Source organism: Paenibacillus sp. JDR-2 (assembly GCF_000023585.1).
In the GTDB taxonomy this organism is placed as follows: domain Bacteria; phylum Bacillota; class Bacilli; order Paenibacillales; family Paenibacillaceae; genus Pristimantibacillus.
In genome coordinates this window covers 7,056,527-7,081,080 of record NC_012914.1, presented here as the reverse complement: position 1 = coordinate 7,081,080, position 24,554 = coordinate 7,056,527, and the positions used below count along the sequence as shown (strand labels likewise).

Genomic DNA, 24,554 nt, shown 5'->3' with positions numbered 1-24,554 from the left:
AAATAAAAAGGCTTGCATTTCCATTCCAAATGTCTTAAAGTTAAGATAATTAAATTAAAGATAATACATGCATACATCAATTATACATAGAGGAGGCGGGCGAAATGAACGATTTCGTATCCGTAGTTACTGAGAGAAGATCCGCAAACAAATTTATTAAAGGGGTTTCCATTGAGGATAAAGAGCTGAATGAAATTTTTGATCTTGTGAAGTACGCGCCGTCATCCTTCAATCTGCAGCATGCTCATTATATTGTGATTAGGGACGAAGAGATGAAACAGAAAGTGTATGAAGCGGCTAACAAGCAGTATAAAGTACAAACCGCTTCGGCCGTTATTCTGGTTCTCGGCCATCTGGATGCGCATCGCAATGCGGCGGAGATCAATGAAGGGCTGCTGCATCTCGGCGTTATTAATAAACAGGAGTTTGATCATACCGTCGAGTCCGTGCAGCAATTTTACGAAGAGCGCGGCGAGGCATTCAAACGGGACGAGGCGATCCGTAACGCGAATCTATCCGCTATGCTGTTCATGCTCGCAGCCAAAGAGAAAGGCTGGGATACGAGCCCAATGATAGGCTTTGATCCGGAAGCCATGGTGAAGGTGCTGGACGTGCCGGATCGTTATGTTCCCGCGCTGCTCATAGGCATCGGGAAAGAGGATACATCGAACCGCCGGGTACGCGGCTACCGCAAGCCGGTTGGCGAGTTCGTCAGCTTTGAGCGTTTCTAATGCGTGGTAAGGGCGTCCATCATATGGACGCCCTTTATTTTTGCATCGGAACGGTACTCCTGTTGGAGGTAAAATGATAAAGTTGAGCATAGGAGGCGATTCAAGGCTATGCAAAATGAGGAGAAAATTTTCAATACCGCGGTCGAAGCCACTCTTGAAGCGATCGGAGGCAAATGGAAGCCGGTCATTTTGTTCCATCTTACATTCGGCAAGAAGCGTAATGGCGAATTCCTGCGCCTAATTCCCGACATATCGCAAAAAGTACTGACGCAGCAATTAAATGAACTAATGAGGGATGGAATCATCAACCGCATTTCTTATAATCAGATACCTCCGAAAGTTGAATACGAGTTAACGGATTACGGGTGGAGCCTGAAGGATATCCTGCATGCGATGTGCCGGTGGGGCGATGGGTATATCGACAAAAAGTACGGCGGCAAAGGCAAGGTATTGTTCCAGCCTCCGGTATCCGATAACGAAATTAAGGAATGACCTTCCGCTGGCGGAAGTCCTCGAATATGTCCATAAACATTTTCTCCGTATCGATATAGTCATGAAAACCGAAGCGGCGGGCTTTTGAGCCGTCGGCAAAGAAGTCGTAATCCCAGGAAAACACGAAATCCCCGAACCGCCAGGAGGAGACGTCTTTATAGCCCAATTTCTGCAAATCGTATTTATCAATCATGGCATTCCAGAGAGGTTCTTTGTCCGCCATAACGACCTCAAGCGACATCGGTAACGGAGGAGCGGTCTCCAGGCCGAAATAGGCGGCGATCTTCGGCCAAAGCTCATTCCACCTGAACAGGTCGCCGTTGGTAATGTTAAAAGCCTGATTGGCGCAGCGTTCGTCGGTAGCCGCCCATACGGTTGCGCGGGCAAGCAGATTCGCATCGGTCATCTCCAGCAGGCTGTGATAAGCGCCGGGCTTCCCAGGGAAACGAAGCGGCAGCCCAAGCTCCTTGGACATCGAAGCGTAGACGGCGATAACCATCGCCAGGTTCATGGGATTCCCTAGTCCAAAACCGGCAACAACCGATGGACGAAGGGCCGACCATGTCCAGCTGCTTTCCGGTTGCCGCCGTTCAAGAAACTGCTGTTGATCGACGTTAAATTCGGGCGGCATATGATAGGCATCCGTCTCGCGCGCCGGCGTCTTGAAGGGACCAAGATGCGCCCCGTACACTTTATAGCCTTGCATGAGGCTGATATGCTGCAGATTCCGCGCAATCGGTTCAATGGCATTGACTACATTTACGAGCATGGCAAGGTTGGGAGCTACAAGCTCAGCCCACGTAGGCCGATCCTGATAGGCAGCGTAAAAGATATGCGTAACGGCGGTCAGGCCGCTTAACTTCTCCCCGGTATCCTCTTCGTCCAGTAGGTCGGCCGCGATATACCGCACCCGCTGCGAATCCTCTCCGCCGCGGCGCGACACGCCGATAATATCCCACTCGGAAAGCGTCCTCAGATAATCAATGAGATTCCGTCCGATCACGCCGTTTGCGCCTACGACCAGGGCTGTTTTGGATGCGTCCGTTGTTTTCATCTAACATTCCTCCTCTGCTTCTGATGACTATTGTGAAACAGAAAAGGGAAGCCGTGAAGTACGCACTTTCAACTCCTATACGCACCTTCAAGTAACCATGGAAGGGCCGGGATCGCCCTGTTTCATGCCCTCTGCTATAATGGAGGTCAAGAAAGGGGCTGCTTTGTTTTATGTCGCCTAGAAACGTAGAGAAGGACCTCATGCAAAGGGAGAAAAGAGTTAACCACATTCTTGATTCCGCCCTCGAGACCATTGCCGTTAAAGGGATCGGTTCGGTAAGCATCAACGATATCGCTGCGGCAGCGGGCATGAGCATTGGCAACATGTATCATTACTTTAAATCGAAAACCGAGATTATAAGCGAGATTCTGCGAAGAGGACAGACGGGATACGGGGATCATGTCACCCGAATTGCAGAACAGGAATGTCCGGCTTTGGAAAAGCTCCTTATGTTAGCTGAATCTTGGCTTGCTCTTGAAAATAGCTGGGCTTATACAATCCTTATTCATACATCACGTCTATCGGACGCTTCCTCGGAGGAAATTCGGAAGGCTGTAACGGAACGTTTCACCAACAACCTTGGGCCGGTTGCGGCCATGATGAAGCAGGGCCAGCAGGAAGGGCTTGTTGTCAGCGGCGATCCGCTGGAGCTAGCCTATTATTTCGTAAGCTTGATTCAGGGCTTAACCCTGCAGAAGGTGCCTGGTGCGGAAGTGCCGATCCTTGCTCGTGCGAGCTCGATTGTCGCTCTGTTTGCGGCAAGGACCAAGCAGTAGGAAAAGCGGGTTGCGCGGCAGTGCAGAACTCGCTTTTTTTTGTGATTGACAACAAATGGGGGCCACTGCTACAATTTAGCCAATAACAAACCGAGCGATTATTCGGTTTGTGGAAAAGTACGCCAGAATATCGACTGGACATCCAGAGATTGATAAGGGTACAAGTAACGAGGGCAGATGCCCTATTTTTTATAATTATAATTCCAAGTAAATCGGTGTGAAAAATCTAGATTAAGCTGGAGGCGGCATTTATGCTAACGATTGAGCGTTTAAACAAAACGTTTGCTGCTCCCGCGGGACCGGTAGTAGCGCTAAGCAATATTCGGCTGCAGGTAGAGCGGGGACAATTCATTACCTTTATCGGACCAAGCGGCTGCGGCAAGAGTACTTTGCTCAAGATCGTAGCAGGGCTGGATACGGCTTATGAAGGAACGGTGGAGTTAAACGGCAAGGCCATTACGGGGCCGGGCGTGGATAAAGGGTTTATTTTTCAAGAGCCTAGGTTGTTTCCATGGTTGACCGTCGAGAAAAACATTGCCGCCAACTTGTCGCTTGGCAACGCGCAGGTCCGCCGTCAGGTCGACGAGCTGATTGAGCTGGTCCGTCTGAAAGGATTCGAGAAGGCTTATCCGAAGGAGCTGTCCGGCGGGATGGCCCAGCGGGTTGCGATTGCAAGAGCGCTTCTCCGCAAGCCGGAGGTTCTGCTGCTCGACGAGCCGTTCGGAGCGCTGGATGCCTTCACCCGCACGCATATGCAGGAGGCGCTGCTGGACATCTGGCAAAACAGCAAGACAACGATGCTGTTCGTTACGCATGATTTGGACGAAGCGGTATTCCTCGGGGAGAAGGTCGTTATCATGAACCCGCGTCCCGGCCATATCCGCAATGTCATTAACGTTGATCTTCCCTACCCGCGCAAGCGGACGGGAGCAGCCTTCCAGGAGCTTCGCTCGAAGGTGCTTGGCGAGTTTGAGAAGGTAGAACAGCCGCCCCTCTTTGATCAGGGTGCAGGCATTTAATCGGAAACTTGAGGGAGATGCAGATATATGAGAAAAACATACGGTTTGATAACGGCAATCATCGCTTTGGTCCTTATCGTAGCGGGCTGCGGCAATTCCAATAACAATACCGGCGCTAATAACAAGCCTGCCGAATCGGCTGGCGCTTCGGCGAATGCGGAAGGCAATGCCTCGACTGCCCCGGCTTCCTATGACGGCGTAACCGTTAAGATTGGCGTGCAGGGCAAAGGCGGTCTGTTCGGCAAAGCGCAAGAAGAGAAATGGTTTGAAAATGCCTTTGAAGCATTGGGTGCCAAAGTGGAATGGGTAGAGTTCCAGAGCGGTCCTCCGATGATTGAAGCGATGGCTTCCAATCATCTCGATTTTGCGGGCATGGGCAACATGCCTCCGATCGCCGCGCAGGCGGCAGGCGTTGATTTCACGATCATCTCACAGCTGCTTGACGGTAAGAACAACGTGGCGATCATTGTTCCGGCGAACAGCGACATTAAGAGCATTGCCGATCTGAAAGGCAAGAAGGTAGCGGTAACGAAGGGAAGCAACGCTTATAACTTCCTTTACCGGGTACTGGATAAAGCAGGTCTGAAGCAATCCGATATTCAAGAGATTCAATTGCAGCCGGATGAGACGCAGCCTTCCTTCGAGGGCGGCAAGGTGGACGCATGGGCGGTATGGGACCCGTACATTTCCCTGAATACATTGAGCGGCAAAGCCCGCGTGCTGGCAGACGGCGAGAGCGAAGGCGTATTGTCCCCGTCGTTCCAGCTGGTTCGTTCGGAATTCGCGAAGAAGTATCCGGACCTTGTGACGTTGTATCTGAAGACATTCGAAGAGGCGCGTAAATGGGAAGCTGACAATCAAGACGCAGCGTTCCAGCGTTACGCCGACGAGCGCAGCATTCCGCTCGAACTGGTGAAGGGCATTCAATCCCGTTCGACCATGATTAATATCCCGGTAAGCGACGAGACCATCGCCGATCAGCAAAAAACGGCCGATTTCCAATACGAATTAGGCACCATCCGCAAACAGATTAAAGTGGCAGACGTGTTCGACAACCAATACATCGAAAAAGCTCTTAAGTAAAGAGGTGCAATCATGCAGATAACGAGGAATAAGCTTGCGTTGCGCGCGGTTCATGTGCTGATCGGAATGATGGTTCCGCTGGCAGTATTGGTCATCTGGCAGATCGCGTCCTCAAACGGCTCTGTGAATGCCGTGCTGATTCCTCCTCCAAAGGACATTGTGGACGAATTCGGACGCATGCTCTTCTCGGGCGAGCTGCTGAGCAACCTGCGCGTTTCGGCGGGGAGGGCAGCGCTGGGGTTCCTGATCGGCGGGGGGCTTGGCTTAGTGGCCGGATTATGGGTAGGCTTCTCGCTCAAAGCCGAGCGGCTGCTTGATCCATCGCTGCAGCTGCTCAGGACGCTGCCTCACCTGGCCGTTGCCCCGCTATTTATTTTGTGGTTCGGGTTTGGCGAGACGTCCAAAATCCTGCTGATCGCGAAGGGGGCTTTCTTCCCTCTCTACGTGAATGCCTTCCTTGGCGTTCGTTCCGTAGACCGCAATTTGTTTGACGTAGCGCGCGTGTTGGAATTTACGAGATGGCAGACGATTACGAAGCTTATTCTGCCTGCTTCTCTTCCTTCTCTCTTTCTAGGCATTCGGCTCTCCATCGCGGTAAGCTGGCTTGGCCTGGTTGTGGCCGAGATGATGGGCTCCAGCTCCGGCATCGGTTATATCATTAACGACGCGCGATCGTTCTCGCTGACGTCCGTTATTTTCGTAGGCATTATTGTGTTCGCGGTAGTTGGCAAGGTTACCGATTCGCTGGTAAGGCTGGCGGAGAAGAGACTGTTGCGCTGGCGGGATTCCTTAGGCGGGGAGGGATAAGGGGATGAGTGCAAACGAGGTGACATTAGGCTCCAAAGCCGGCGGAAGGCAAGCGGCGATTGGCCGAAAGCGTCGGGCGGGAATGCCGAAATGGCTGTACGGCTGGGTACTGCCCGTTATCGTGCTGGCCTTGTGGGAATCGGCATCGGCGCTTGGGCTTGTATCCGAGTCGGCATTGCCGGCGCCATCCCGGATTGCGGAGGCTTTCTGGAAGCTCTGCGTGGACGGGGATATGGCGAAGCATGTATCTACAAGCGCGATTCGGGCAGGCGGAGGCTTCTTGCTGGGCGGTGCCACGGGACTATTTCTTGGCGTATTTACCGGTCTGGGCAAATGGGCGGAGCGTACGCTTGATCCAAGCATTCAAATGCTGCGGACGGTTCCGCTACTTGCGGTAATTCCGCTGTTCATTCTTTGGTTCGGAGTAGGCGAATTCTCGAAGGTACTGCTTATCGCGTTAGGTTCCTTCTTCCCGCTTTACTTCCATACGCATCTTGGCGTGCGCAGCGCGGACCGCAAGCTGTACGAGGTGACGCGCATTCTGCAATACTCTAAGCTTCAACTGCTGACGAAGCTGATTATTCCGGCGGCGCTTCCGAATATTTTGCTTGGCGTCCGGTTATCCGTCGGGACCTCCTGGCTGCTGCTTGCCGTAGCGGAGATGATGGGCGCAAGCGCAGGCGTTGGCTATATGATCCAGGATGCCCGAGTGTATGGGCAGACGGACATTGTGTTCGTTGGCATTATCTTGTTCGCTCTGGTCGGCAAGCTGTCGGATTCGGTAGTGCGGCTGGTAGAGAGAAGATGCCTGCGCTGGAACAACAGCTATAAAGGTTAATTATAGATCGAAATTTTACTTGGAAAGTAGGGAATGGGCATGAGTCGACAACGACAAGGGCAGCTTCATCTGGGTGCTTTTATTTATTTCACGGGTCATCATCATGCCGGCTGGCGTCATCCGGAGTCCGGCGTGGAGCGAATGTTTGATATCGAATGGTATAAGCGGATCGCTAAGTCGGCGGAGAAGGGCAAGTTCGATATGATCTTTTTCGCGGATCTGCTGCACTTGATTTATCCAAGCCGCGCGGCGGCGGGCATGCTCGACCCGGTGGCACTGTTGTCCGCTTTATCTACGGTAACGGAGAAAATCGGTCTGACGGCAACGCTGTCGACGACTTATAACGAGCCTTATAATGCGGCTCGCCGTTTTGCAACGCTTGACCATTTGAGCGGCGGCCGGGCCGGCTGGAACATCGTAACGTCCCAGGTCGATACGGAGGCTCGCAACTTCGGCAGGGAAAAACATCCGGAGCATGCGACTCGCTATGAGATGGCGAAGGAATTCGTAGACGTTGTAACGGCGCTGTGGGACAGTTGGCCGCAGGAGTCGCTTGTAATGGACCGGGCATCGGGAACGTTCGCGGATGAGTCGAAGTTTCGTGCCGCCGATTACGGCGGACGGTTCTATTCCGCGCATGGGCTGCTGAATGTGCCGCGTCCGCCGCAAGGCTACCCGGTTCTTATTCAAGCGGGTTCTTCAGGGCCTGGGCAGGACTTTGCCGCAAGTATTGGCGAGGTAATCTTCACGGCGCAGACCTCGCTGGCTACCGCACAAGGTTTCTACAAAAGTGTAAACGAGAAGCTCATTGAGGCAGGGCGGGAGCGGGGAAGCCTGCTAATTATGCCGGGCTTGTCGCCCATCCTTGGCTCGACGGTGGAGGAAGCCCGCCGCAAGGAGCGGGAGCTGCTGGATCTGATCGATCCGCAGGAAGCGGTCATGATGGTATCCGGCATGCTTCAGACGGACCTCAGCAAATTCCCGGCCGACGGTCCGCTGCCTGATATTCCGGATCCGGTGGAAGCGAGCAACGGCATGAAAAGCCGCGTTCAGCTCATCATGGATCTCGCCCGCAAAGACAACTTGTCCATTATCGAGCTTGGCCGCAGACTTCTTGGCGCCCGGGGCCATATGCAATTCGTCGGCACGCCGGAGCAGCTTGCGGATCTGATGGAAGAATGGTATGACGGTTACGGCTGCGACGGCTTTAACATCATGCCGCCGGTATTGCCGGGCGATCTGGACGATTTCGTGGAGCAAGTCGTTCCGGTGCTTCAGCACCGCGGACTCTATCGTGAGGAATACGAGGGTTCGACGCTCCGCGAGCATCTAGGGCTGCCGGTGCCGTCGGTCGATCATTTCAAGAGATTAGCCGGTTTGCAGCAGGCGTAAGCCATTTTCATATTAACGGACTATCACATGACAGGTTAAAGGCACCCGAAGGGGTGTCTTTTTTTTGTCCTAATGAGCGGGTAGGCGTTTTATGGTATATTCAAGGAAGACGGCTATGGACTTAGGTAATAAACCATTCCAAAGGAAGTGCGAACAATGAATCTAGAAGAGGTCATGCAGGAGCTTGAAGGGCTTGGCAAGGAAAGAACCAAGAAGATTTACATGGGCAATGGCGCGCACGAACCGTTGTTTGGCGTGGCGACAGGCGAGATGAAGCCTATTTTCCGCAAAATCAAACTTAATCAGCCGCTGGCTGATCAGCTGTACGATACAGGCAATTACGATGCCATGTATTTCGCCGGGATCATTGCCGACCCAAAGGCGATGACCGAGGCGGATTTCGAGCGCTGGATCGACAGCGCGTATTTCTATATGATCTCCGACTATGTGGTGGCGGTCACCTTATCCGAGACGGACATCGCCCAAGAGGTGTCGGATAAATGGATTGCAAGCGGCGAAGAGCTGAAGATGTCGGCGGGGTGGAGCTGCTACTGCTGGCTGCTTGGCAATCGCAAGGACAGCGAGTTCTCCGAGGAGAAAATCGCCGGTATGCTGGAGCGGGTGAAAAATACGATTCACGAATCTCCCGAGCGGACGAGATATTCGATGAACAATTTCCTGTACACGGTGGCGATATCCTACAAGCCGCTTCATGATAAAGCGGTAGAGATCGCGAATGAAGTAGGTCCGGTAGAGGTCGGCCAAGGCAATAAAAGCAAGCTTATCAACGCTACCGTTAATATCGAGAAGTTTCTGGGTAGAGGGCAGGTTGGTTTCAAACGCAAGTATGTAAGATGTTAGGCTAAAAAAAGGCACCGGGATTCCGGGCGCCTTTTTTTATTGGTTTTATTTCCTCCACCTTGGGATGAGCTGAACTCGCCTTAGTCCTGTTCAGTCGGCTTGGTTTCCTGGACGGTGCCAAACGGATGATGCGGCGGAGCATAGATGACATAAACCTTAAGCGGTTCGTTACCTGTGTTTATGACATTGTGCCACGTTCCGGCAGGGACAAGAATGGCATAGCCCTCGTAAGCCATGGTTTGAAAGTCCAGATGCTCTTTGCTTTCACCCATTTGCACCAATCCCTGTCCCTTTTCGATTCGAATAAATTGATCGGTTGTCGGATGGACCTCCAGCCCAATATCTTCGCCAACATTAATACTCATCAATGTCATTTGAAGGTAGTTTCCTGTCCATAATGCGGTACGGTAGTTCCTGTTTTGCTTGGTTGCCTCCTCCAGGTTCACAACCAGCGGGCTTGTTCCGTAGTCCTTTAGCGCAATCTCTCTGTAGTGCGCGTTCGGCACGTTATAGCTCCAATTGTAATAACGGGGATCCCAATAATAACCCCAATAGTTATTAGGCCATTGATCATAGCGGTAAGGATAAAAGTACATCCAAGCTCTCCTCTCGACAAAGCGATATATTCATCGCTTTATCCTATGCATGCGCCTACCGAAAGGGGATGAAGCTTTTCCTGATACGGGTTTTTATCCAATTGCTTTCCAGTTCCTTCTTCTTGAGAAAAAAGTGAACTCCTTTGAGTATTTCTTACGTATATGCATTAACGGACAAGAGAAAATTACTCATACCGATTATGTTCGAAGAGAGGGGAATCCGCGTTGGAATCGATCTGGCTGGAGTATGCGTGGGCATTGCTGATCCTGATAGGATTGGAGGGCTTGTTATCCGCCGATAACGCACTGGTGCTTGCGGTTATAGCCAAGAACTTACCGGACGCTCAGAAGAAGAGGGCGATTAACTACGGAATTATTATGGCGTTTGTTTTTCGTTTTGGCGCTCTATTCGCAATATCTTTTATTGCGAATGTCTGGCAGGTACAGGCGATTGGCGCAGCCTATCTGCTATACCTGGGTTTAAAGCACATCATTCAAGCGCGTTTTGGCAAGAAGAACGAGGATGTTCACAAAGACGAGAAACAAAAAGCGGGTTCGGGCTTCTGGCCTACGGTAAGCAAAATCGCTATCGCGGATCTCGCGTTTGCAATCGACTCTATTCTGGCTGCGGTAGCTCTTGCACTTGGTTTGCCTGATTCTCCGCTTGGCGAGTTTGGCGGTATGGACGGAGGCAAATTCATAGTCGTCTTGCTTGGCGGTATTGCGGGTCTTATCTTAATTAAGTTCGCGGCAACCTGGTTTGTGAAGCTGCTGGCCGATCGTCCGGCATTGGAGACTACGGCGTATGCCATCGTAGCTTGGGTTGGGGTGAAGCTGGCGGTGATTACGCTGGCCCATGAAGACATCGGCATTCTGGATCATGATTTCCCTCATAGTACGGGCTGGACGCTTGTGTTCTATGGCGTGTTGGTTGCTATTGCGCTGCTCGGCTGGTTCGCTCCGGGGAAGAAACCGCGGAAGGCAGAAGCCTCTTAAGAGAGATTTAGCCCTAAATTTCGTAAAATGCCTTCTATTGAGGTAATATAGAAGGTATTGTTCAAAGCATAGAAAGCAGGGTTATGAATAGATGACGATTTCAAATACGCAGCGTTACCGCTTTAGCGAAGCGCCAATATGGCAAATAAACAGACAATATTACGAAGAAGAAGGTTTGAGGGCCTGGAATAACGACCAGGTTCCTCAATATATAACGAGTAATCCAATGATCGCGGCCGCTTATGCCGAGATGCTGTTCGGATTTCTTCAGGACAGGGCTAATCAGGGACAATGCCATGAGCCTGTTCAGATCGTGGAGCTTGGAGCAGGAGCGGGACGGTTTGCTTTCCATGTGCTGCATGAGTTAAGCCGTTTAATAGACTTTGCGGGAATTGCGGTGCCGCCGTTCCGGTATATCATGACGGACCTTGCAGCAAACAATGTGGAGGCTTGGCAGAAGCATCCTGCTCTTCAGACTTTTATCGAACGGGGAATGCTTGATTTTGCCCGGTTTGATGCTGTGCAAGATTCGGAATTATTACTGGCCGCATCCGGAGAAACCATCCGCAGGGGAGACTTGAAGCAGCCTCTCGTCATTGTGGCGAACTACTTTTTTGACAGTATTCCGCAGGAGCTGCTTTATATAGGCGAAGGTCGGGTTTTTGAGGCCGATGTGTTGGTAAAGTACCCTGAAAACAAGGATTCGCTTAAACCATCGGAGCTGCTGTCGCAAATCGCCTTGAGCTACGAGCTCCGGCGCGCACCGCAGTACGAGGATGCGTCTTATCCTTATCGCGACGTTATCGCCGTCTATCAGGAGCAGCTGGAGGACTCGCATATTTTATTCCCTGAAGCCTCTCTGGCTTGCCTGGACCGGCTGAATCAGTTATCGCAGGCGGGAATCGTGCTGCTGACGGCGGATAAAGGGGATCACCTGCTCGAGCACTGGAGGTTCGCGGAACCGCCGGAGCTTGTTTTTCATGGCAGCTTTTCTCTGACGGCAAACTATCATGCGATGGGGGAAGTGTTAGAACGGAGCGGTGCCTTGGTCATGTTCCCTTCGCATCACTATGACAATATCAATATCGGCTGCATGATCAGCGTGAATTCGCCGCAGGACTATTACCAGACAAGGCTGGCCTACCGCCGGTGCGTGGAGCGATTTGGACCGGATGACTTTTACAGTCTGAAGTGGTGGATAGACCGTTATATCGAAGATATGGGGCTTCGGCAAATTCTAAGCTTCTGGCGTCTTGGCGGATACGATGCGGAATTCTTTATCCAGAGCACGAAGCAGATTTCGAGTCTGCTGCCGGATGCCCTTGATGAGGAGAAGGAAGATATTCTGCTCGGAATCGAACGGATGTGGTCGTCGTATTACGTGATGGAGCAGAAGTACGATCTGGCGCTTGAAGCGGGTCTGGTGCTGTTCGAAATGGACATGTACGGCGAGTCCAAACGGTTCCTGGAGATTTCCGTTGAGGAAGACGAAGAGGAGATTGTTTCCACCGTCTTTTATTGTCTTGCAATATGCTGTTTCGAGCTGGAGCTGGAAGAACAGGCTTTGCATTACTTAGGGGAATTGCTGAGGCTTGAGCCTGAGCATGAGGAAGCAAGGGCATTGATGAAAAATTTTGAGCTCGCATAAAAAGCCGCTTGAATGAGCAAAACCTTGACCGGTTAAACCTTGTTTTACAGGAAGGTTAACAGGAAGCTTCGGGAGAGGCACGGGTTTCTGTAGCGTTCGTTCGCCTTGCCATCCGGGCATTACAACGTATAATGAGAGACAAGTAGATTTCAGATGAAACGTGAGAGGATGGGTATCATGTCAGTCGGAATTTTAGCTCATTTGCTTGGAACTTTGCCTTATAAGGAATTGGCGGCCAAGATTTCCGCTAACGGATTTCCGTATGTTCAATTAGCGCTGGGGAAAGCGTTCTCCGATGTAGACTCTCGGCTTGGCAAGCTAAGCCCGGGGCTCGCCCAGGAGGTAGGCGGCGCATTTGCGGATAATGGCGTCCGCATTGCGGTACTCGGCTGTTATGCAAGTCTGGTCGATCTCGATGACGAGGTTTACCGCCATAATGTGGACCGCTTCAAAGAGCATCTTCGGAATGCGCGGCATTTCGGCGCTCCGATTGTGGCGACGGAGGTTGGCGGAATAACGGATCCGGAGCGCCGCGCGGAGCACATAGAACGGTTAAACCGTGCGCTTGAGGAGCTTGTTGAAGAGGCGGAGCGCTGGGGCGTAACGATTGGGCTGGAAGCAGCTCAAGGACATATGATCGATACGGCTGAAACATTGGCCGAGACGATTGAACGATTTCCATCCTCTTGCGTTGGCGTCGTGATGGATCCTTGCAATTTGATGAACCCGGCCCGGTTCGAGAATCAGGATCATACGGTCCGCGAAGCTTTCCGTTTGCTTGGCCCGCGCATCGTAAGCGCCCATGTGAAGGATTTGAATCGCGCGGCAGACGGTGCCTTAATAGAAACGGCGGCTGGCCTTGGCGACCTCAACTATCCTCTATTCTTCGAGCTGCTTGAACAGCACAAGCCGTACGGCTTTGCGACAATGGAGGCCGTAAGCGAATTGCAGATGGCGGAAGCCGCAAGGTTTGTGCGGGAAGGCCGTCTGGCTGCAAGAGGCAAGTAGCGAAATTTTAGATATGTAAAAGCCGCGAGCGAGTTTCGCGGCTTTTTTATTGCATTAAGTGAGTATACACGACGAGGCGCTTTTCGTGTTCTTTTTTCAGCCGATTGTATTTTCCGGTACAGGTAATCATGTTTAACCTTTTTCCGTTCGTATCGCCGAAAATTTTATCGAGCGGCGCTTCAGCCGTGGAGTAGGATTCAACAGCATCGACCGAATATACGAGATACTTGCCGGACGAGTCGGAAAGGACGACGGGATCACCCTGCTTCAGCTTTTTTAGGGGATAGAAAATAGCGGGCCCGGTATAATTATCAACATGTCCCGCAATAATAGCATTGCCCTCTTCGCCCGGAAGAACTCCATCAATAAATAATCCGGCAATATCACTGGATGCAGGCACGTCTAACTGTCCGTTATCCAGCAGTCCGACAGGCTCCACGGGAGCTTTTATCCCGACAGACGGTATCCAGATCCGATTAGGTACAATAACGGGAGTTTTTGCATCTATGTGTTTCGGCTTCGCTGGAGTCTTTAACTCCGCCGCATGCAGCGGTACCGAAGTAGGGGAAGGGACGGGCAGCGCGGTTTCGTTGTTTGTCTGGCTATGTTGCTTGGACGGCTCGGACGTGCAGCCTGTTAGCAATAGGATCAGCACCAATATCAAAAAAACATGACGATTGCTCATATTATTCATCCTCTGTAGGGAGAGGAATAGAGAACTTTCTCTATTCCTCCGCTGTCAGTGATTGCCTTATTCGCTAACGCCGCCGTAGCCTGTTTTAGGCAATGCTTTTGCGCGCAGCTTTTGCTCTTTTGCTTTATATTCCTTGGCATGCAGCTTATGAACGTTGGACTCGGACTTTGCGCGAAGCTCATGCGCTTTTGCTTTGTGCTGCTTCGCATGCATCTTATGTTCTTTTGCTTTGACCTTGTGTTCCTTCACATGCATTTTGTGCTCTGCTTTTTTAGTTGCCGTTGGTTCCGCGGCCGATGCGGATGCTGCTGTTGCTGCGGACACGGTCAGGAAGAGGCATGTAGTTACTGCGATCATTGCTGCTTTTTTCATTTGTAATTCTCTCCTTAAGCCGAATATGTTTTTTCCCCCTGATTAAGGTTAACTGTAGAAGTAAAAATATGAGTGGATTTTGTTTCCGCCAAAAAAAGCACATTCCCCAACCTGCACGCAGGCAGAAGGAGTGTGCTTTTTTGGCGTTTGGGCTATTTTACTAGCCGGACCGTTGCAGTCATTCTAGGGTCTCATTACGTCTAGTAAAAAAATATCGCATGAATGAAAAATAATTGGGCACTCAGTTGTATTACAAGTGAAAGGAGGTGCTGAGGTGTACAATTCATATGAGCTCAATGAATCTGTGCGACGGGCCTTGGATCTATATTCGCGAAGCATGATCAAGATTGCTTTCGCTTATTTGAAAAATATAGCTGATGCGGAAGAAGTGACGCAGGAGGTTTTCCTGACGTATCTGCAGAAGCGTCCTGTCTTCGAGAATAGCGAACATGAAAAAGCATGGTTGATTCGAACAACCATCAATAAGAGCAAAAATATGCTGAAGACCGGCTGGTTCAAAAGCAGAAACCCTGTTCCCGAAGACCTGAGCTACCTCCCCAAGGAAGAAAATGAGGTTCTGCAGGCGGTGCTCTCCTTGGACAAGAAGTATCGGATTCCGATCCATCTTCATTATTACGAAGGATATTCGATCCAGGAGATTGCCGTTATTATGCAGGCGAAGGCCGCAACGGTAGGAACCTGGCTGGCCAGAGGACGCGCACTCTTAAAAGATAAGATTGGAGGCCTGGAGAATGAAGAAATCTGTCTATAAGTCCGCGATGTCTCAATTGCGAACCAGCGACGACTTCAAAGAAGCAACCTATCAGAAGTTAATGCTGGAATTAGAGAAGACTTCACATAACCCTACAAATCAAAAGGAGCCGATTAAAATGGAAAAAAGCAAAAAGAAATTGACAGGTTGGACAGTAGGTATTGCAGCAGCAGCAATCTTGGCGGTTGGCGTAATTAGCGTAAACCAGAATCAAAATAACCCAGCCTCCACGCCAACTAATCAAGAGCAGACAGCTGAAGCAACATCCAAGCCTCCTATCATGGGCAAAGTGGCTGTTAACATCGATGGCGTTATTTCCGAAGTAAGCACGGACGGAAAAAGCTTCAAAGTAGGCGATCTGTGGGTAGAAGTAACGGACAAAACGCAGCTGGGAAGCAGCGAGCCAACAGCGGCAGCGCCATCCCAAGAGCTGCTCAATAAAGATTTTAAAGCGGGCGACATCGTATCCGGTTATACTTCCCAGGATGTAAGCACGGGCAAAGTTACGGCTGACGTGATCTACAACCTGATCGCGCCTGAGAAAGAAGAGGCAGGCAAGCCTGCTACTACAGGAAAAATGGCGGTAAACATTGACGGCTTTATCTCCGAAGTAAGCGCCGACGGCAAAAGCTTCAAAGTTAACGATGTATGGGTAACGGTTACTCCTGACACGATCATGGGAATCACGGAGCCAACAGCCGGCGAACAATCCGATGAGCTGCTTCAAAAAGAATTCAAAGTAGGCAACGCGGTATCCGGCTTTACAACGGAAGATCTGAGCTCCGGCAAAGTAAATGCAACACGTATTTACAATAACTTCGCTCCGCAAAAATAATAGTTGAGCCGGCAAGAGGCGCCTGTCCGCAGGCGTCTTTTCTTTTTTTTACGACCTGCAGGCATCTCGGAAAAATGAACAATTTGGACACTGAAAGACCCGTAAATGTCTATATCCGACATTGCTTAAAGAATAACCGCTCTCTATAATAATTGATAATGAATATCATTATTAAATTAAAGGGGAAGTCGGTCATGTTCATTCAGTCTATCCGAAGCCGTACAGCGCTTCTTGGTGCATTTCTATTAATGACGGTTTTATTAGCCGCATGCGGCAACTCGAACTCGAACTCCAATTCGAATGAGGCATCTCCTTCTGCGAATTCGGCTGCAACGGAGTCGCCGTCGGCTACGCCTGCTGCAAGCGAGGAACCGGTAACCTATACCTATAAGGACGCGCTTGGCCGTGAGGTCGTCATTCCGACTCATCCGCAGCGGGTCATTCCGACGCAATACCTGCCGGAGATGATCGCGGTTGGGATGAAGCCGGTTGGCGTAGCTTCGCATTTGCTGACTAACTTTATTGCCATCAAGGATCAACTCGACGGAATTGAAGATATCGGCGCAGCGAATGATCCGAGTCTGGAAAAAATTCTTACGCTGAAGCCCGATCTTATTATCGTTGCCGAATGGAACAAGGACCAGCTGGAGAACTTGAGCAAGATCGCGCCAACAATCGTTATTCAATGGGCGGATCATGATGCCTTTGAGCATTTTAAGGAGACTGCGGCTGTTCTGGGACTGAGCGATAAGGCGGATGCCTGGATAACGGCGTATAACAAGAAGGCCGAAGACGCACGCGCTGAGCTTGCTTCCTCCGTGAAGCCGGGCGAGACGTTTGGGGTAGTGGCGATCGGCGGTTATGAAATGAATCAATTGCGTGTTTACGGCGATTCAAACGTAGGCTTCACCCTGTTTAATTCCCTGCAGTTCCCGATGACCGATACGGTAAAGACGGAGTGGGCGAAGGGCAATAACGAGAATGGACTTAATATTTCGCTGGAGAAGCTGTCGGACTTTGCCTCCGCGGACCGGCTGTTCCTCGTAACCTTCGACAATGATCCCGATTTTGCTAAAACGGTGAATAATAGCGGCTTGTGGAAGAATCTCCCGGCTGTAAAAAGCGGCAAGGTCTATAACGTAAATCCGGATCTGTGGTTCTCCTATGATGTCATGTCATTTAATGCCCAGCTGGATGACGCCGTTCAGATTCTGAGTCAATGATAATTAACGGTTCGCCGGAAGATCCTTACGGAGCTACCGGCGGACCTCTTTGTCTATTTAAAGGAGGTTGGCTGTCATGCTCCCGCTGATGTATGCGTGGTCGGATTCAAGACGGATTGTATGCGAGGGGATAAGTGTTCATAGCAGCTGGATGTCGGCCGGATACACGCTATTTGCCGTGACCGGAGGGAAAGGCAAGCTGTGGGCAAATGGCAGGGAGTATGTTCTGTCGCGCGGGAAATGCCTGGTGTTCGGGCCGGGTATTACGCTGCGGCTGACTCATTTGCCATCATCGGTACTTACTGTTCAGGAGCTGGTATTCGATTGCGTCTCTCTCACGCAGGCTGCTCCGGAGAATATACCAGCCTTGGAGCTGCCGGAAGGAGAGCTGTTACCGGGATCATTCATTCGAATCGAAGAGCTGGCCGGTATGTTATTCGACAACCGCGGAGACAAGCAAGGATTAGCCGCATACGGCAATCATGCCAGGTTCCAGGAGTTGATCTATCTTGTCTTGTCGGAAGGACAGGCGGGCGAGGAGCGGGCGTCCCTAGCGGCAGTGGAACGGACGATTGAACTCGTGCAGCAGAAGGCGGCAGGCTTTACCCTTCAGGAGCTGGCCGACGAGACAGGACTGTCCGCAAGGCAATATTCGCGGATATTCAGACAGCTGACCGGACAAAGTCCGATTGATTATCAAATTGAACGCCGAATGGAGCATGCCAAATCGCTGCTGACCGATTCGGGGCAGTCTATTCATCAAGTTGCCCATGAAGCGGGCTTCCGCGATCCGTTTCATTTCAGCCGCAGCTTCAAGCGGCATACCGGCGTATCTCCGCGGCTATACACGCAACTGAGCAAACAGACGGTACGACTGGTATCGCATCAATTTTTGGGCGAAATGCTGGCCTTGGATATCCGCCCGGTAGGCGCGCCGAAGCAGCTGCTGGACTGTCGGTTTTATGACGGCTACACCGAAGGTATACAGGCTGTCGGCGACAGCGTGGTCACTCCGTATATGGATGTATTGTCGGAGCTGCGGCCGGATATGATCATTACCTTCGACGGCCATCATTTGCAGCGTTACTCCAAAATCGCGCATACGCTGGATGTAGCATGGAGGATGCCGTTTTTTGACCGGTTCCGCCATATCGCCAATCAATTGGGCAGACTGGAATTGGCGGAACGGTGGATGGAGCAGTATGGGAGGGCGGTCATTAGAGCCCAGGAGAAGCTGGCTCCCGTTCTGGCCAAAGGGCAGACGGTTTCCCAGTTTTGGATGAGGGAGCTCCCTTTCCAATTCGATGCTTATCTGGACGTTGGGGTGCTTTACCGGGATCTTGGTTTGAAAGGGCCTCCGGCCATTGAGGAGGCGCGGCGATTGCCGGGGCATCCATTCAAGATACAAGTTCCGCTGGATCAATTGTCCGCTTATGCGGGCGATCATCTATTTGTCGTTATATCGTCCGACGAGGAGTCAAAGAGGGAGTTTCTCAAGCTGACCGAAAGCCCGCAGTGGAAGCGGCTGGAGGCCGTCCGGCAAGGCCGCGTCTACTTCATGAATGTGGACTGGGTACGCGAGGACCCCTTGTCCAGCATGCGAATTCTGGAGGATGTTGTACGTCTTATGGGTGCTAATGCGTGACGGCTTTTTTCACGTGAAACATTATATAACATAAAATAACCCAAATCCCGGCAGCCTTGCTGCCGGGATTTAGTTGTCTTTAAGCAATTATTCCCTCTTCTCCTGTTATAGGAGATCCCTACGGCCGGCGGTGGTTTCGACCGTCATATCCTCCTGTGCGACCACTCCTTTAAGCCTAGTTACATGAGCGCAATTAGGTACTTTAGCCCCGCATATAAACTTGGAAAATTAATCTATAATGAAGGAAACATTTTTCGATATTAATCGACATATTTTCTCAGAAAAGGTGAGTTGATCTATGTTTTCTCCTTTCCATAAGAAGAAAGAGCAGCAGCAATCGCGAGAGGATCTTGGGATAAGGAGGGACGTGGAGGAGCCTCAGGAGGAAGTGTCGGCAGGTCTAGCCAAAGCGGAACAGAGCGATGAGTCTTCAGGCTCGGTTCTCATTAATAAGGGCCACTTGGACAAGCGGTCGCTTGATCTCGTATTTGCCGTTGAGCAGATGATTAAAGCCAAGCAGCATGTCGAAATGAGCCATAATGACCTGCAGGACCGGCTTGGGCACGCGAATGGTCAGATTGACCGTCTGAACAGGGATTTGAAGAACCTCGGCAAGGTTATCGAGGAACGGGAAAAGAGCATTCTGGATCTGGAGAAGCGGCTTAGCGACAAGAATCTGAAGGTTGATCAGATGATGGATGACTACCGTGAGCTTCACGCCGCTTTATCCGGAGAAATTGAGGAGCTTAAGAGCGTTATCGAGCTTGAGCGCCAGAACTATGCCGGCCTCTTGCAGAAGCACAATGAAACAACCGCGGAAAAGAACAAAAAGATTAACGAACTCGAGGAGAAGAATACGCGGCTGGAAGCCGAGCTCTCCCAGATGAAACAGAAATTTGATGCCCTCCGTCAGGAGAAGACGCATCTTCTTAACATTGTAAACGACTTTACGAACCGGCTGACGTCTCCGTTTGCACCAAACACAAGCTCTATGGATGGTGGTTCATCCGATTAAAGTCATGCCGGGAACGGGAGAAGAACGATATGGGGATGGAGACATACAGCACGCAGGTGTTGGAGCTGCTGTCTCTTGGGAGGACCTCAAGCGGTATTAGCCAAATGAAGATCGGCGTCACCCAAGACGACAAGTATGCAACCTACGTAATCGAAGTTGACGAGTTTACGTTTCTTGAGCTTGAAGCACTGGGGCCATTACATGGAGACAGGATTCGAATCTCTCCTTACTCCAAGTGGGATCCTTACCGCAATTCGTATTATAGTTCTTTTATTCGTACGACAGGCAGTACCCGCGTTCCGTTATATTTTGCTTGCAGCGAAGACTATATTGCAATGATTAGACAAATCCGCCAAGGGGAGCTTTCGCCTGTATCGCCGGCAAAAGAAGATCAAGTAGTCCAAGCGATCTTGATGCCCGTTCCCAATCGGCCGGATCCAAGAAGCGGCTTTGCTTCGCGTATGCCGAAGGTTGCGGTTGCTATTCTCATCATGATTGGACTGCTGGCCATACTTTCGATCGCTACAGGAGGCAAGGTGGATTCCGCACGCTTGCTTGGCGGTCAAGTGGCGAAGGCCGAGGTGACAAACGGCAATTCCGGCATACCGGTTGCCTATGCTTCATCCTCGGTGAACAATACGGCAATCACTCATGACACTGCCGCTGTAGTAACGGCTGATCAGCCTGTTCCTGCACAGAATCCGGTACAGCCCGAGTCCCGTGAAGAGAAGCCGGCCTTCAAAATCATCGCTATCGATGAAGACAAGAAGTTTTTCGGTTTGCCGAAGGAATATGTGGCTTTAACCTTTGACGACGGGCCGTCCAAGCTGACGAAGGATATCGTTGATATCTTGACAGAGCAGAACGTACCGGCGACTTTCCTGTTCGTCGGGCAAAATGTGGCTCATCATAAAGAGGCCGTCACGTATGCAGCCGGGCACGGCATGTCCATCGGCAATCATTCCTGGGATCATAGCGTGCTCACCAAATCTACTTTGCAAGAGCAGAACGAGAACTTGTCCAAAGCGAGCAAAGCGATTGAAGCGCTGACTCATAAGCCCGTTACTTTATTCCGCCCGCCGTATGGTGCGGTCAATGATGATCTGGTCTCCGCGGCCGATAAGCAGCAAATGAAGACATTGCTGTGGAACCGGGACCCGGAGGATTGGAATGCGAAGACGCCGGAGGATATAACCGCCTACTTCCATCATGTTGAAGCCGCTGGCGGCATCTATGTCATGCATGAAGACAAATACACGGTACAAGCGCTTCCCGCTATTATAAAATATTTAAAAGGCAAGGATTTAACGTTTGTTGCCTTCAAGTAACATAACCTTACTTATATGGTTCGCAGCGAAGCACCCTTTTGGGTGCTTTTTTTTGGTTTCTGCAAATAAAATTTCGGCTGAATCGAAACAGCAGGTTTCGGCGTTAAAGTGAAGAAAAATTTAATCTAATGCAAAAGCTTTGGTCGATTTTGCAGACTGCCATTCGTTGAACCTATAGAGCCCAGTACCATCGGCTAACCATAATCTACGGGTAAAGGAGAATATCGTTATGAAATTCCTTTGTTTGGGTTATTTGAATGCGGAGAAAATGGATGCACTTCCCAAGGAAGCGATCGCTGAAGTCATGAGTCAATGCACGCCTCATCTTGAGGAGCTCTATGGCACGGATCAGGTTCTTATCGATGCGGGTCTCGGTACGGAAGCCAGGAGCCTGCGGCGGGCAGGCGGGAAGGTGAAGGTGCTGGACGGTCCTTTTACCGAGACGAAAGAGATGATTGGCAGCGTGTTTATTATTGAAGCAGAGAATATGGAAGAAGCGGTACGGATTGCTTCCCTGCATCCGGCCGTGCAAGTAAACGGCGGTGAGCCTTTCGAATGGGGAATTGAGATCCGGCCGATTCATTATTATAAAGGCTGAGCTAAGCCTAAAGGACAGAGAAGTAGCTCATGGACTCCTCGAATAAAATGGAGGAATCAGGCGTTTCCTCTTCTTTGGCAGCCGCGGCCGAATTGTCCAGGTTCGATAAAGCCATCAGCACAAGCTCGGTCTTGGCATCGCCCCATACCTCTCGGTTCAGGACAGCCGTATTCCGGGCGTCCGCAAGAGATTGCCGGTTTAGCTTGCAAAGAAAATCGCCCCAGGCAATGATGTCAAAGTGCGGAGCATCGGTCGTAATGACGCATTCGCCCCAGCCGGTTTCCGATCCGCAGGACATGCTGAGGAGCCCGTAATGGCTGTTGTCTCTGCATAGATGATAAAGCTGAATTCCAGAAATGATGTCTGTGTTCATGGGTAACAATCCTTTCTTTTCTTGCGCGTTTGAAATTAATAGAATCTTACTCCTAATAGGGCGCGCTGTAAAATCAGACAGGGATAAATTCGCGTCAAATCCGGTCAATTAACCGAATCCGGCAGGATTAGACCAGGTAAACCGAAATAGCTGTCCATTTTAAAGCGAGGATTCTCGCTAAAATAACGCTTTTCACTTTCTTGAAGGAGGATCAGGTTATGAATAAGGAGCTGCTCCGCGAAGGACTGTCCGTTATAGCTCAGTGCAAGCCGAAAACGGGCGATATTTGGGAGGCTCATTTCGGCGCGGCCGCGATTGCGGGTTACTTTCTCATTCAGGGGAATGGGATTAAAGGAGAAATGGCGGGACGGATAATCGACCAGTCTTTCGCTATGCTGGCAGCTCATCCTTATTCGTCAGGGCAACCAGACATCCTGATCCCGGAAATGGAATACGCAGCAGCTGCGAACATGATCTTGGCCGCTCTGGAGCCAACGATTGGGGAACTCCATTGGGTAGGCCACCATGTCATCTATTCAGCGGCTAGCCTGCTGGCTCTTCGGGAGCTTGGGAGCTGGGGGGCCAGGGAAGATATCGAAGGAATATGCCTGCTTATCCGATCGTTTGAGAGAACGATTCCCGGACGCTCGTGGCTGGGCTATAAAACCTCGGAGGTGAAGCGGCTGACCGAGGAAGCGGAAGATCGGTTCCCGATTATCGAAAATGCGGAGCAATTATCGCAGTTCATCCTGGACGAACTGGCATCCTTTGAGGTTATTTATAAAGCGGAATCCCATCATGATCTGATCGGGCATATGCTGACGTTCTCGCATGCTTTGAACGTCCTTGATGATCTTGGTTATACGGAATATTTTCGCCGGGGTCTGCCAGCCGTCCTGAAGCTGGTCAAGGCATTGCGATACAGCCGTCATTTGTCGATGGAGGATTCGGTTCCGCTGTACTCGCCTGTCGATCGCCTGCCTCTTATCGAAGCTGGTCGGTCTGAATATCTTCCGCTCGAGCCTGAATATTGGGAGCGGGATTATGCCAAGCTTGATTGGGATTTCGGACACGTATTTAAGTTTTCCCACAGCTTTTATGATCACATCCGACGGGTACAAGATCCTAAGCCGGAAGCGTTCGAGAATTTCCGCTCGGTCGTCTGCAGCTAAAGAAAGAAGACTCCCTGCAACAGGGAGTCTTCCTCGCTTTATTCTTTATTCCGCTTCGGCTACAAGCGTGAAACGCTCGTTCGCATGCTGCGGATTCTCGATTTCATCCAATACGGCGATGGCATAGTCGGCATAGCTGACGTAGCTTTGGCCTTGGCTATTGGTGATGACATGATCGAGACCCTTCGTATACGCACCGGTTCTTTTTCCTTTTGGATCGAAGAAGGCAGCGGGGCTGATATACGTCCAGGTGATGGAGTTGGTGTTCTTAAGCTCATCCAGCTGTTTGCCGGCGTTTGATGCCGTCGGATAGATGAAAGCCGGGAATTCGGGAGTGTCCATCAGCCTTGTCGTCTTCTGCTCGTCGACGTAAAGGCTTCCGGCGCCGCCAACTACGATAAGCTTCGTTCCTGGCGCATCCTGCAGCGCAGCGTTCAGCGCTCTTCCGGCATCCACATAGAGATGCTCTTCGCCTTCAGGGGCTTTAAACGTATTAACCACCACATCAAAAGGCTTCAAATCCGCACCGGTCAGGTGAAAAATGTCCTTCTCCAGAATGCTGGCATTCGAATCGCCGATTTTGGATGCGTTCCTAACGATAGCCGTTACCTCGTGGCCTCTCTCTTGGGCTTCCTTCATAATTAAGCTGCCGACCTGTCCGTTAGCGCCGATAATACCGATTTTCATATTTATTCCCTCCGAATTTTATGGATTAGTTGTGTGATTTCGCATACACTAATATTATTTCTTTAGTTCGATTTTTTAAAGTAGTCACTATTTTATTACATAGTCATAAAAACAATACCATGTATGAAACGAGGGATTGGAATGGCTCGCAGCTCGTTTGAAGGCGAAATTCCGGAAGAGCAGATAGAGGTATGTCCCGTTACGGACACGCAAAATGTGATTGCAGGCAAATGGAAGATCATTATATTGTGGCATTTAAGGGAGACGCGGCGGTTCGGAGAGCTTCAGCGCTTGGTGCCCGGCATCTCGAAGGCCATATTAACCAGTCAGCTCAGAGAGCTGGAGAAGGATCAGATGGTCAACAGGGTGGTGTATCAGGAGGTTCCCCCCAAAGTCGAATATTCCCTTACGGAAGCGGGGGAGCAGTTTCTTCCGATTCTCGAAAGTATGGGCGTTTGGGGGAAAAAGTATGCGGCGCGGCGCAAATCCTGAAACCTGCCTGCCGCACTATCCGTCTGAATAGATATAAGCGGGACGGA

27 protein-coding genes are annotated in these 24,554 nt (G+C 50.9%); 21 read left to right on the top strand and 6 right to left on the bottom strand.

All coding sequences use genetic code 11. The features are described 5' to 3' along the window. Positions 1–104: 104 nt before the first annotated feature. Both PJDR2_RS31130 and PJDR2_RS31125 read left to right on the top strand, forming a co-directional pair. On the top strand, positions 105–731 hold the full coding sequence (locus PJDR2_RS31130) for a nitroreductase family protein (RefSeq protein WP_015847730.1): 627 nt from the start codon (positions 105–107) through the stop codon (positions 729–731). A gap of 108 nt (positions 732–839) precedes the next feature. After that, complete coding sequence (locus PJDR2_RS31125; RefSeq protein WP_015847729.1) at positions 840–1,223, top strand: winged helix-turn-helix transcriptional regulator; 384 nt, start codon at positions 840–842, stop codon at positions 1,221–1,223. Here PJDR2_RS31125 and PJDR2_RS31120 read toward each other — a convergent pair. Further along, the gene (locus PJDR2_RS31120; RefSeq protein ID WP_015847728.1) at positions 1,213–2,277 is read right to left on the bottom strand and encodes an SDR family oxidoreductase; all 1,065 of its coding nucleotides are present in this window, start codon (positions 2,275–2,277) and stop codon (positions 1,213–1,215) included. The two genes, PJDR2_RS31125 and PJDR2_RS31120, sit on opposite strands and share 11 nt — an antisense overlap. Positions 2,278–2,447: 170 nt before the next feature. Between PJDR2_RS31120 and PJDR2_RS31115 the strand changes: the two genes are divergently transcribed. From PJDR2_RS31115 to PJDR2_RS31085, 7 genes are all read left to right on the top strand, one after another. After that, positions 2,448–3,053: a TetR/AcrR family transcriptional regulator gene (locus PJDR2_RS31115; RefSeq protein WP_049790096.1), complete on the top strand. Its 606-nt coding sequence runs from the start codon at positions 2,448–2,450 to the stop codon at positions 3,051–3,053. A gap of 251 nt (positions 3,054–3,304) precedes the next feature. Further along, on the top strand, positions 3,305–4,072 hold the full coding sequence (locus tag PJDR2_RS31110; protein WP_015847726.1) for an ABC transporter ATP-binding protein: 768 nt from the start codon (positions 3,305–3,307) through the stop codon (positions 4,070–4,072). Positions 4,073–4,099: 27 nt separating this feature from the next. Beyond that, entirely contained in the window at positions 4,100–5,155 is a 1,056-nt protein-coding gene (locus PJDR2_RS32790) for an aliphatic sulfonate ABC transporter substrate-binding protein (protein ID WP_015847725.1), read from the top strand. Positions 5,156–5,167: 12 nt separating this feature from the next. After that, positions 5,168–5,962: an ABC transporter permease gene (locus PJDR2_RS32785; RefSeq protein WP_015847724.1), complete on the top strand. Its 795-nt coding sequence runs from the start codon at positions 5,168–5,170 to the stop codon at positions 5,960–5,962. A gap of 4 nt (positions 5,963–5,966) precedes the next feature. Then, a complete protein-coding gene (locus PJDR2_RS31095) occupies positions 5,967–6,800 on the top strand; it encodes an ABC transporter permease (protein WP_015847723.1) in 834 nt (277 codons plus the stop codon). 33 nt (positions 6,801–6,833) lie between these two features. Further along, on the top strand, positions 6,834–8,192 hold the full coding sequence (locus PJDR2_RS31090; RefSeq protein ID WP_265525093.1) for an LLM class flavin-dependent oxidoreductase: 1,359 nt from the start codon (positions 6,834–6,836) through the stop codon (positions 8,190–8,192). A gap of 156 nt (positions 8,193–8,348) precedes the next feature. Continuing rightward, positions 8,349–9,053, top strand: coding sequence for a DNA alkylation repair protein (locus PJDR2_RS31085; protein ID WP_015847721.1), 705 nt, complete (start codon positions 8,349–8,351; stop codon positions 9,051–9,053). Between the two features lie 80 nt (positions 9,054–9,133). Here the strand turns inward: PJDR2_RS31085 and PJDR2_RS31080 are convergent, their stop codons facing one another. Beyond that, positions 9,134–9,649, bottom strand: coding sequence for a cupin domain-containing protein (locus PJDR2_RS31080; protein ID WP_015847720.1), 516 nt, complete (start codon positions 9,647–9,649; stop codon positions 9,134–9,136). A 225-nt stretch (positions 9,650–9,874) separates the two neighbouring features. Here PJDR2_RS31080 and PJDR2_RS31075 point away from each other — a divergent pair, with 225 nt between their 5' ends. From PJDR2_RS31075 to PJDR2_RS31065, 3 genes are all read left to right on the top strand, one after another. Beyond that, on the top strand, positions 9,875–10,645 hold the full coding sequence (locus tag PJDR2_RS31075) for a TerC family protein (RefSeq protein WP_015847719.1): 771 nt from the start codon (positions 9,875–9,877) through the stop codon (positions 10,643–10,645). Positions 10,646–10,736: 91 nt separating this feature from the next. Continuing rightward, positions 10,737–12,293 (top strand): SAM-dependent methyltransferase, encoded by a 1,557-nt coding sequence (locus PJDR2_RS31070; RefSeq protein WP_015847718.1) that lies wholly within the window; start codon positions 10,737–10,739, stop codon positions 12,291–12,293. A 177-nt stretch (positions 12,294–12,470) separates the two neighbouring features. Beyond that, entirely contained in the window at positions 12,471–13,301 is an 831-nt protein-coding gene (locus tag PJDR2_RS31065; RefSeq protein WP_015847717.1) for a sugar phosphate isomerase/epimerase family protein, read from the top strand. Positions 13,302–13,347: 46 nt separating this feature from the next. On the opposite strand, the gene PJDR2_RS31060 is transcribed toward PJDR2_RS31065, so the two are convergent. Further along, on the bottom strand, positions 13,348–13,995 hold the full coding sequence (locus PJDR2_RS31060) for a class F sortase (protein ID WP_041613727.1): 648 nt from the start codon (positions 13,993–13,995) through the stop codon (positions 13,348–13,350). Between the two features lie 57 nt (positions 13,996–14,052). Further along, positions 14,053–14,367, bottom strand: coding sequence for a hypothetical protein (locus PJDR2_RS31055; RefSeq protein ID WP_015847715.1), 315 nt, complete (start codon positions 14,365–14,367; stop codon positions 14,053–14,055). A 274-nt stretch (positions 14,368–14,641) separates the two neighbouring features. On the opposite strand from PJDR2_RS31055, the gene PJDR2_RS31050 reads away from it, so the two are divergent. From PJDR2_RS31050 to PJDR2_RS31020, 7 genes are all read left to right on the top strand, one after another. Continuing rightward, positions 14,642–15,139 carry an RNA polymerase sigma factor gene (locus tag PJDR2_RS31050; protein ID WP_015847714.1) on the top strand — a complete coding sequence of 166 codons (498 nt, stop codon included), beginning with the start codon at positions 14,642–14,644 and terminating at the stop codon, positions 15,137–15,139. Further along, the gene (locus tag PJDR2_RS31045) at positions 15,120–15,974 is read left to right on the top strand and encodes a DUF5666 domain-containing protein (RefSeq protein WP_015847713.1); all 855 of its coding nucleotides are present in this window, start codon (positions 15,120–15,122) and stop codon (positions 15,972–15,974) included. Before PJDR2_RS31050 ends, PJDR2_RS31045 begins: the two co-directional genes overlap by 20 nt. 194 nt (positions 15,975–16,168) lie before the next feature. Continuing rightward, positions 16,169–17,197: an ABC transporter substrate-binding protein gene (locus PJDR2_RS31040; RefSeq protein WP_041613725.1), complete on the top strand. Its 1,029-nt coding sequence runs from the start codon at positions 16,169–16,171 to the stop codon at positions 17,195–17,197. Positions 17,198–17,273: 76 nt separating this feature from the next. Then, positions 17,274–18,842: a helix-turn-helix domain-containing protein gene (locus PJDR2_RS31035; protein WP_015847711.1), complete on the top strand. Its 1,569-nt coding sequence runs from the start codon at positions 17,274–17,276 to the stop codon at positions 18,840–18,842. Between the two features lie 298 nt (positions 18,843–19,140). Continuing rightward, on the top strand, positions 19,141–19,857 hold the full coding sequence (locus PJDR2_RS31030) for a hypothetical protein (RefSeq protein ID WP_015847710.1): 717 nt from the start codon (positions 19,141–19,143) through the stop codon (positions 19,855–19,857). A 29-nt stretch (positions 19,858–19,886) separates the two neighbouring features. Then, complete coding sequence (locus tag PJDR2_RS32260) at positions 19,887–21,185, top strand: polysaccharide deacetylase family protein (RefSeq protein WP_015847709.1); 1,299 nt, start codon at positions 19,887–19,889, stop codon at positions 21,183–21,185. A 229-nt stretch (positions 21,186–21,414) separates the two neighbouring features. After that, positions 21,415–21,783 carry a YciI family protein gene (locus tag PJDR2_RS31020; protein WP_015847708.1) on the top strand — a complete coding sequence of 123 codons (369 nt, stop codon included), beginning with the start codon at positions 21,415–21,417 and terminating at the stop codon, positions 21,781–21,783. 7 nt (positions 21,784–21,790) lie between these two features. On the opposite strand, the gene PJDR2_RS31015 is transcribed toward PJDR2_RS31020, so the two are convergent. Continuing rightward, positions 21,791–22,156, bottom strand: a complete 366-nt coding sequence (locus PJDR2_RS31015; RefSeq protein ID WP_015847707.1) for a hypothetical protein — start codon at positions 22,154–22,156, stop codon at positions 21,791–21,793. Positions 22,157–22,374: 218 nt separating this feature from the next. On the opposite strand from PJDR2_RS31015, the gene PJDR2_RS31010 reads away from it, so the two are divergent. Then, a complete protein-coding gene (locus tag PJDR2_RS31010; protein WP_015847706.1) occupies positions 22,375–23,328 on the top strand; it encodes a hypothetical protein in 954 nt (317 codons plus the stop codon). A gap of 45 nt (positions 23,329–23,373) precedes the next feature. Here PJDR2_RS31010 and PJDR2_RS31005 read toward each other — a convergent pair whose 3' ends face one another. Next, on the bottom strand, positions 23,374–24,015 hold the full coding sequence (locus tag PJDR2_RS31005; RefSeq protein ID WP_015847705.1) for an NAD(P)-dependent oxidoreductase: 642 nt from the start codon (positions 24,013–24,015) through the stop codon (positions 23,374–23,376). A gap of 141 nt (positions 24,016–24,156) precedes the next feature. Between PJDR2_RS31005 and PJDR2_RS31000 the strand changes: the two genes are divergently transcribed. Beyond that, the gene (locus PJDR2_RS31000; RefSeq protein ID WP_015847704.1) at positions 24,157–24,507 is read left to right on the top strand and encodes a winged helix-turn-helix transcriptional regulator; all 351 of its coding nucleotides are present in this window, start codon (positions 24,157–24,159) and stop codon (positions 24,505–24,507) included. The last annotated feature ends 47 nt before the right edge of the window (positions 24,508–24,554 follow it).

What these genes read in the sequence shown, in the direction of transcription:
- PJDR2_RS31130 (WP_015847730.1), top strand. Translation starts at nt 105, where the DNA reads ATGAACGATTTCGTATCCGTAGTTACTGAGAGAAGATCCGCAAACAAA.
- PJDR2_RS31125 (WP_015847729.1), top strand. Translation starts at nt 840, where the DNA reads ATGCAAAATGAGGAGAAAATTTTCAATACCGCGGTCGAAGCCACTCTT.
- PJDR2_RS31120 (WP_015847728.1), bottom strand. Translation starts at nt 2,277, where the DNA reads ATGAAAACAACGGACGCATCCAAAACAGCCCTGGTCGTAGGCGCAAAC.
- PJDR2_RS31115 (WP_049790096.1), top strand. Translation starts at nt 2,448, where the DNA reads ATGTCGCCTAGAAACGTAGAGAAGGACCTCATGCAAAGGGAGAAAAGA.
- PJDR2_RS31110 (WP_015847726.1), top strand. Translation starts at nt 3,305, where the DNA reads ATGCTAACGATTGAGCGTTTAAACAAAACGTTTGCTGCTCCCGCGGGA.
- PJDR2_RS32790 (WP_015847725.1), top strand. Translation starts at nt 4,100, where the DNA reads ATGAGAAAAACATACGGTTTGATAACGGCAATCATCGCTTTGGTCCTT.
- PJDR2_RS32785 (WP_015847724.1), top strand. Translation starts at nt 5,168, where the DNA reads ATGCAGATAACGAGGAATAAGCTTGCGTTGCGCGCGGTTCATGTGCTG.
- PJDR2_RS31095 (WP_015847723.1), top strand. Translation starts at nt 5,967, where the DNA reads ATGAGTGCAAACGAGGTGACATTAGGCTCCAAAGCCGGCGGAAGGCAA.
- PJDR2_RS31090 (WP_265525093.1), top strand. Translation starts at nt 6,834, where the DNA reads ATGGGCATGAGTCGACAACGACAAGGGCAGCTTCATCTGGGTGCTTTT.
- PJDR2_RS31085 (WP_015847721.1), top strand. Translation starts at nt 8,349, where the DNA reads ATGAATCTAGAAGAGGTCATGCAGGAGCTTGAAGGGCTTGGCAAGGAA.
- PJDR2_RS31080 (WP_015847720.1), bottom strand. Translation starts at nt 9,649, where the DNA reads ATGTACTTTTATCCTTACCGCTATGATCAATGGCCTAATAACTATTGG.
- PJDR2_RS31070 (WP_015847718.1), top strand. Translation starts at nt 10,737, where the DNA reads ATGACGATTTCAAATACGCAGCGTTACCGCTTTAGCGAAGCGCCAATA.
- PJDR2_RS31065 (WP_015847717.1), top strand. Translation starts at nt 12,471, where the DNA reads ATGTCAGTCGGAATTTTAGCTCATTTGCTTGGAACTTTGCCTTATAAG.
- PJDR2_RS31060 (WP_041613727.1), bottom strand. Translation starts at nt 13,995, where the DNA reads ATGAATAATATGAGCAATCGTCATGTTTTTTTGATATTGGTGCTGATC.
- PJDR2_RS31055 (WP_015847715.1), bottom strand. Translation starts at nt 14,367, where the DNA reads ATGAAAAAAGCAGCAATGATCGCAGTAACTACATGCCTCTTCCTGACC.
- PJDR2_RS31045 (WP_015847713.1), top strand. Translation starts at nt 15,120, where the DNA reads ATGAAGAAATCTGTCTATAAGTCCGCGATGTCTCAATTGCGAACCAGC.
- PJDR2_RS31040 (WP_041613725.1), top strand. Translation starts at nt 16,169, where the DNA reads ATGTTCATTCAGTCTATCCGAAGCCGTACAGCGCTTCTTGGTGCATTT.
- PJDR2_RS31035 (WP_015847711.1), top strand. Translation starts at nt 17,274, where the DNA reads ATGCTCCCGCTGATGTATGCGTGGTCGGATTCAAGACGGATTGTATGC.
- PJDR2_RS31030 (WP_015847710.1), top strand. Translation starts at nt 19,141, where the DNA reads ATGTTTTCTCCTTTCCATAAGAAGAAAGAGCAGCAGCAATCGCGAGAG.
- PJDR2_RS32260 (WP_015847709.1), top strand. Translation starts at nt 19,887, where the DNA reads ATGGGGATGGAGACATACAGCACGCAGGTGTTGGAGCTGCTGTCTCTT.
- PJDR2_RS31020 (WP_015847708.1), top strand. Translation starts at nt 21,415, where the DNA reads ATGAAATTCCTTTGTTTGGGTTATTTGAATGCGGAGAAAATGGATGCA.
- PJDR2_RS31015 (WP_015847707.1), bottom strand. Translation starts at nt 22,156, where the DNA reads ATGAACACAGACATCATTTCTGGAATTCAGCTTTATCATCTATGCAGA.
- PJDR2_RS31010 (WP_015847706.1), top strand. Translation starts at nt 22,375, where the DNA reads ATGAATAAGGAGCTGCTCCGCGAAGGACTGTCCGTTATAGCTCAGTGC.
- PJDR2_RS31005 (WP_015847705.1), bottom strand. Translation starts at nt 24,015, where the DNA reads ATGAAAATCGGTATTATCGGCGCTAACGGACAGGTCGGCAGCTTAATT.
- PJDR2_RS31000 (WP_015847704.1), top strand. Translation starts at nt 24,157, where the DNA reads ATGGCTCGCAGCTCGTTTGAAGGCGAAATTCCGGAAGAGCAGATAGAG.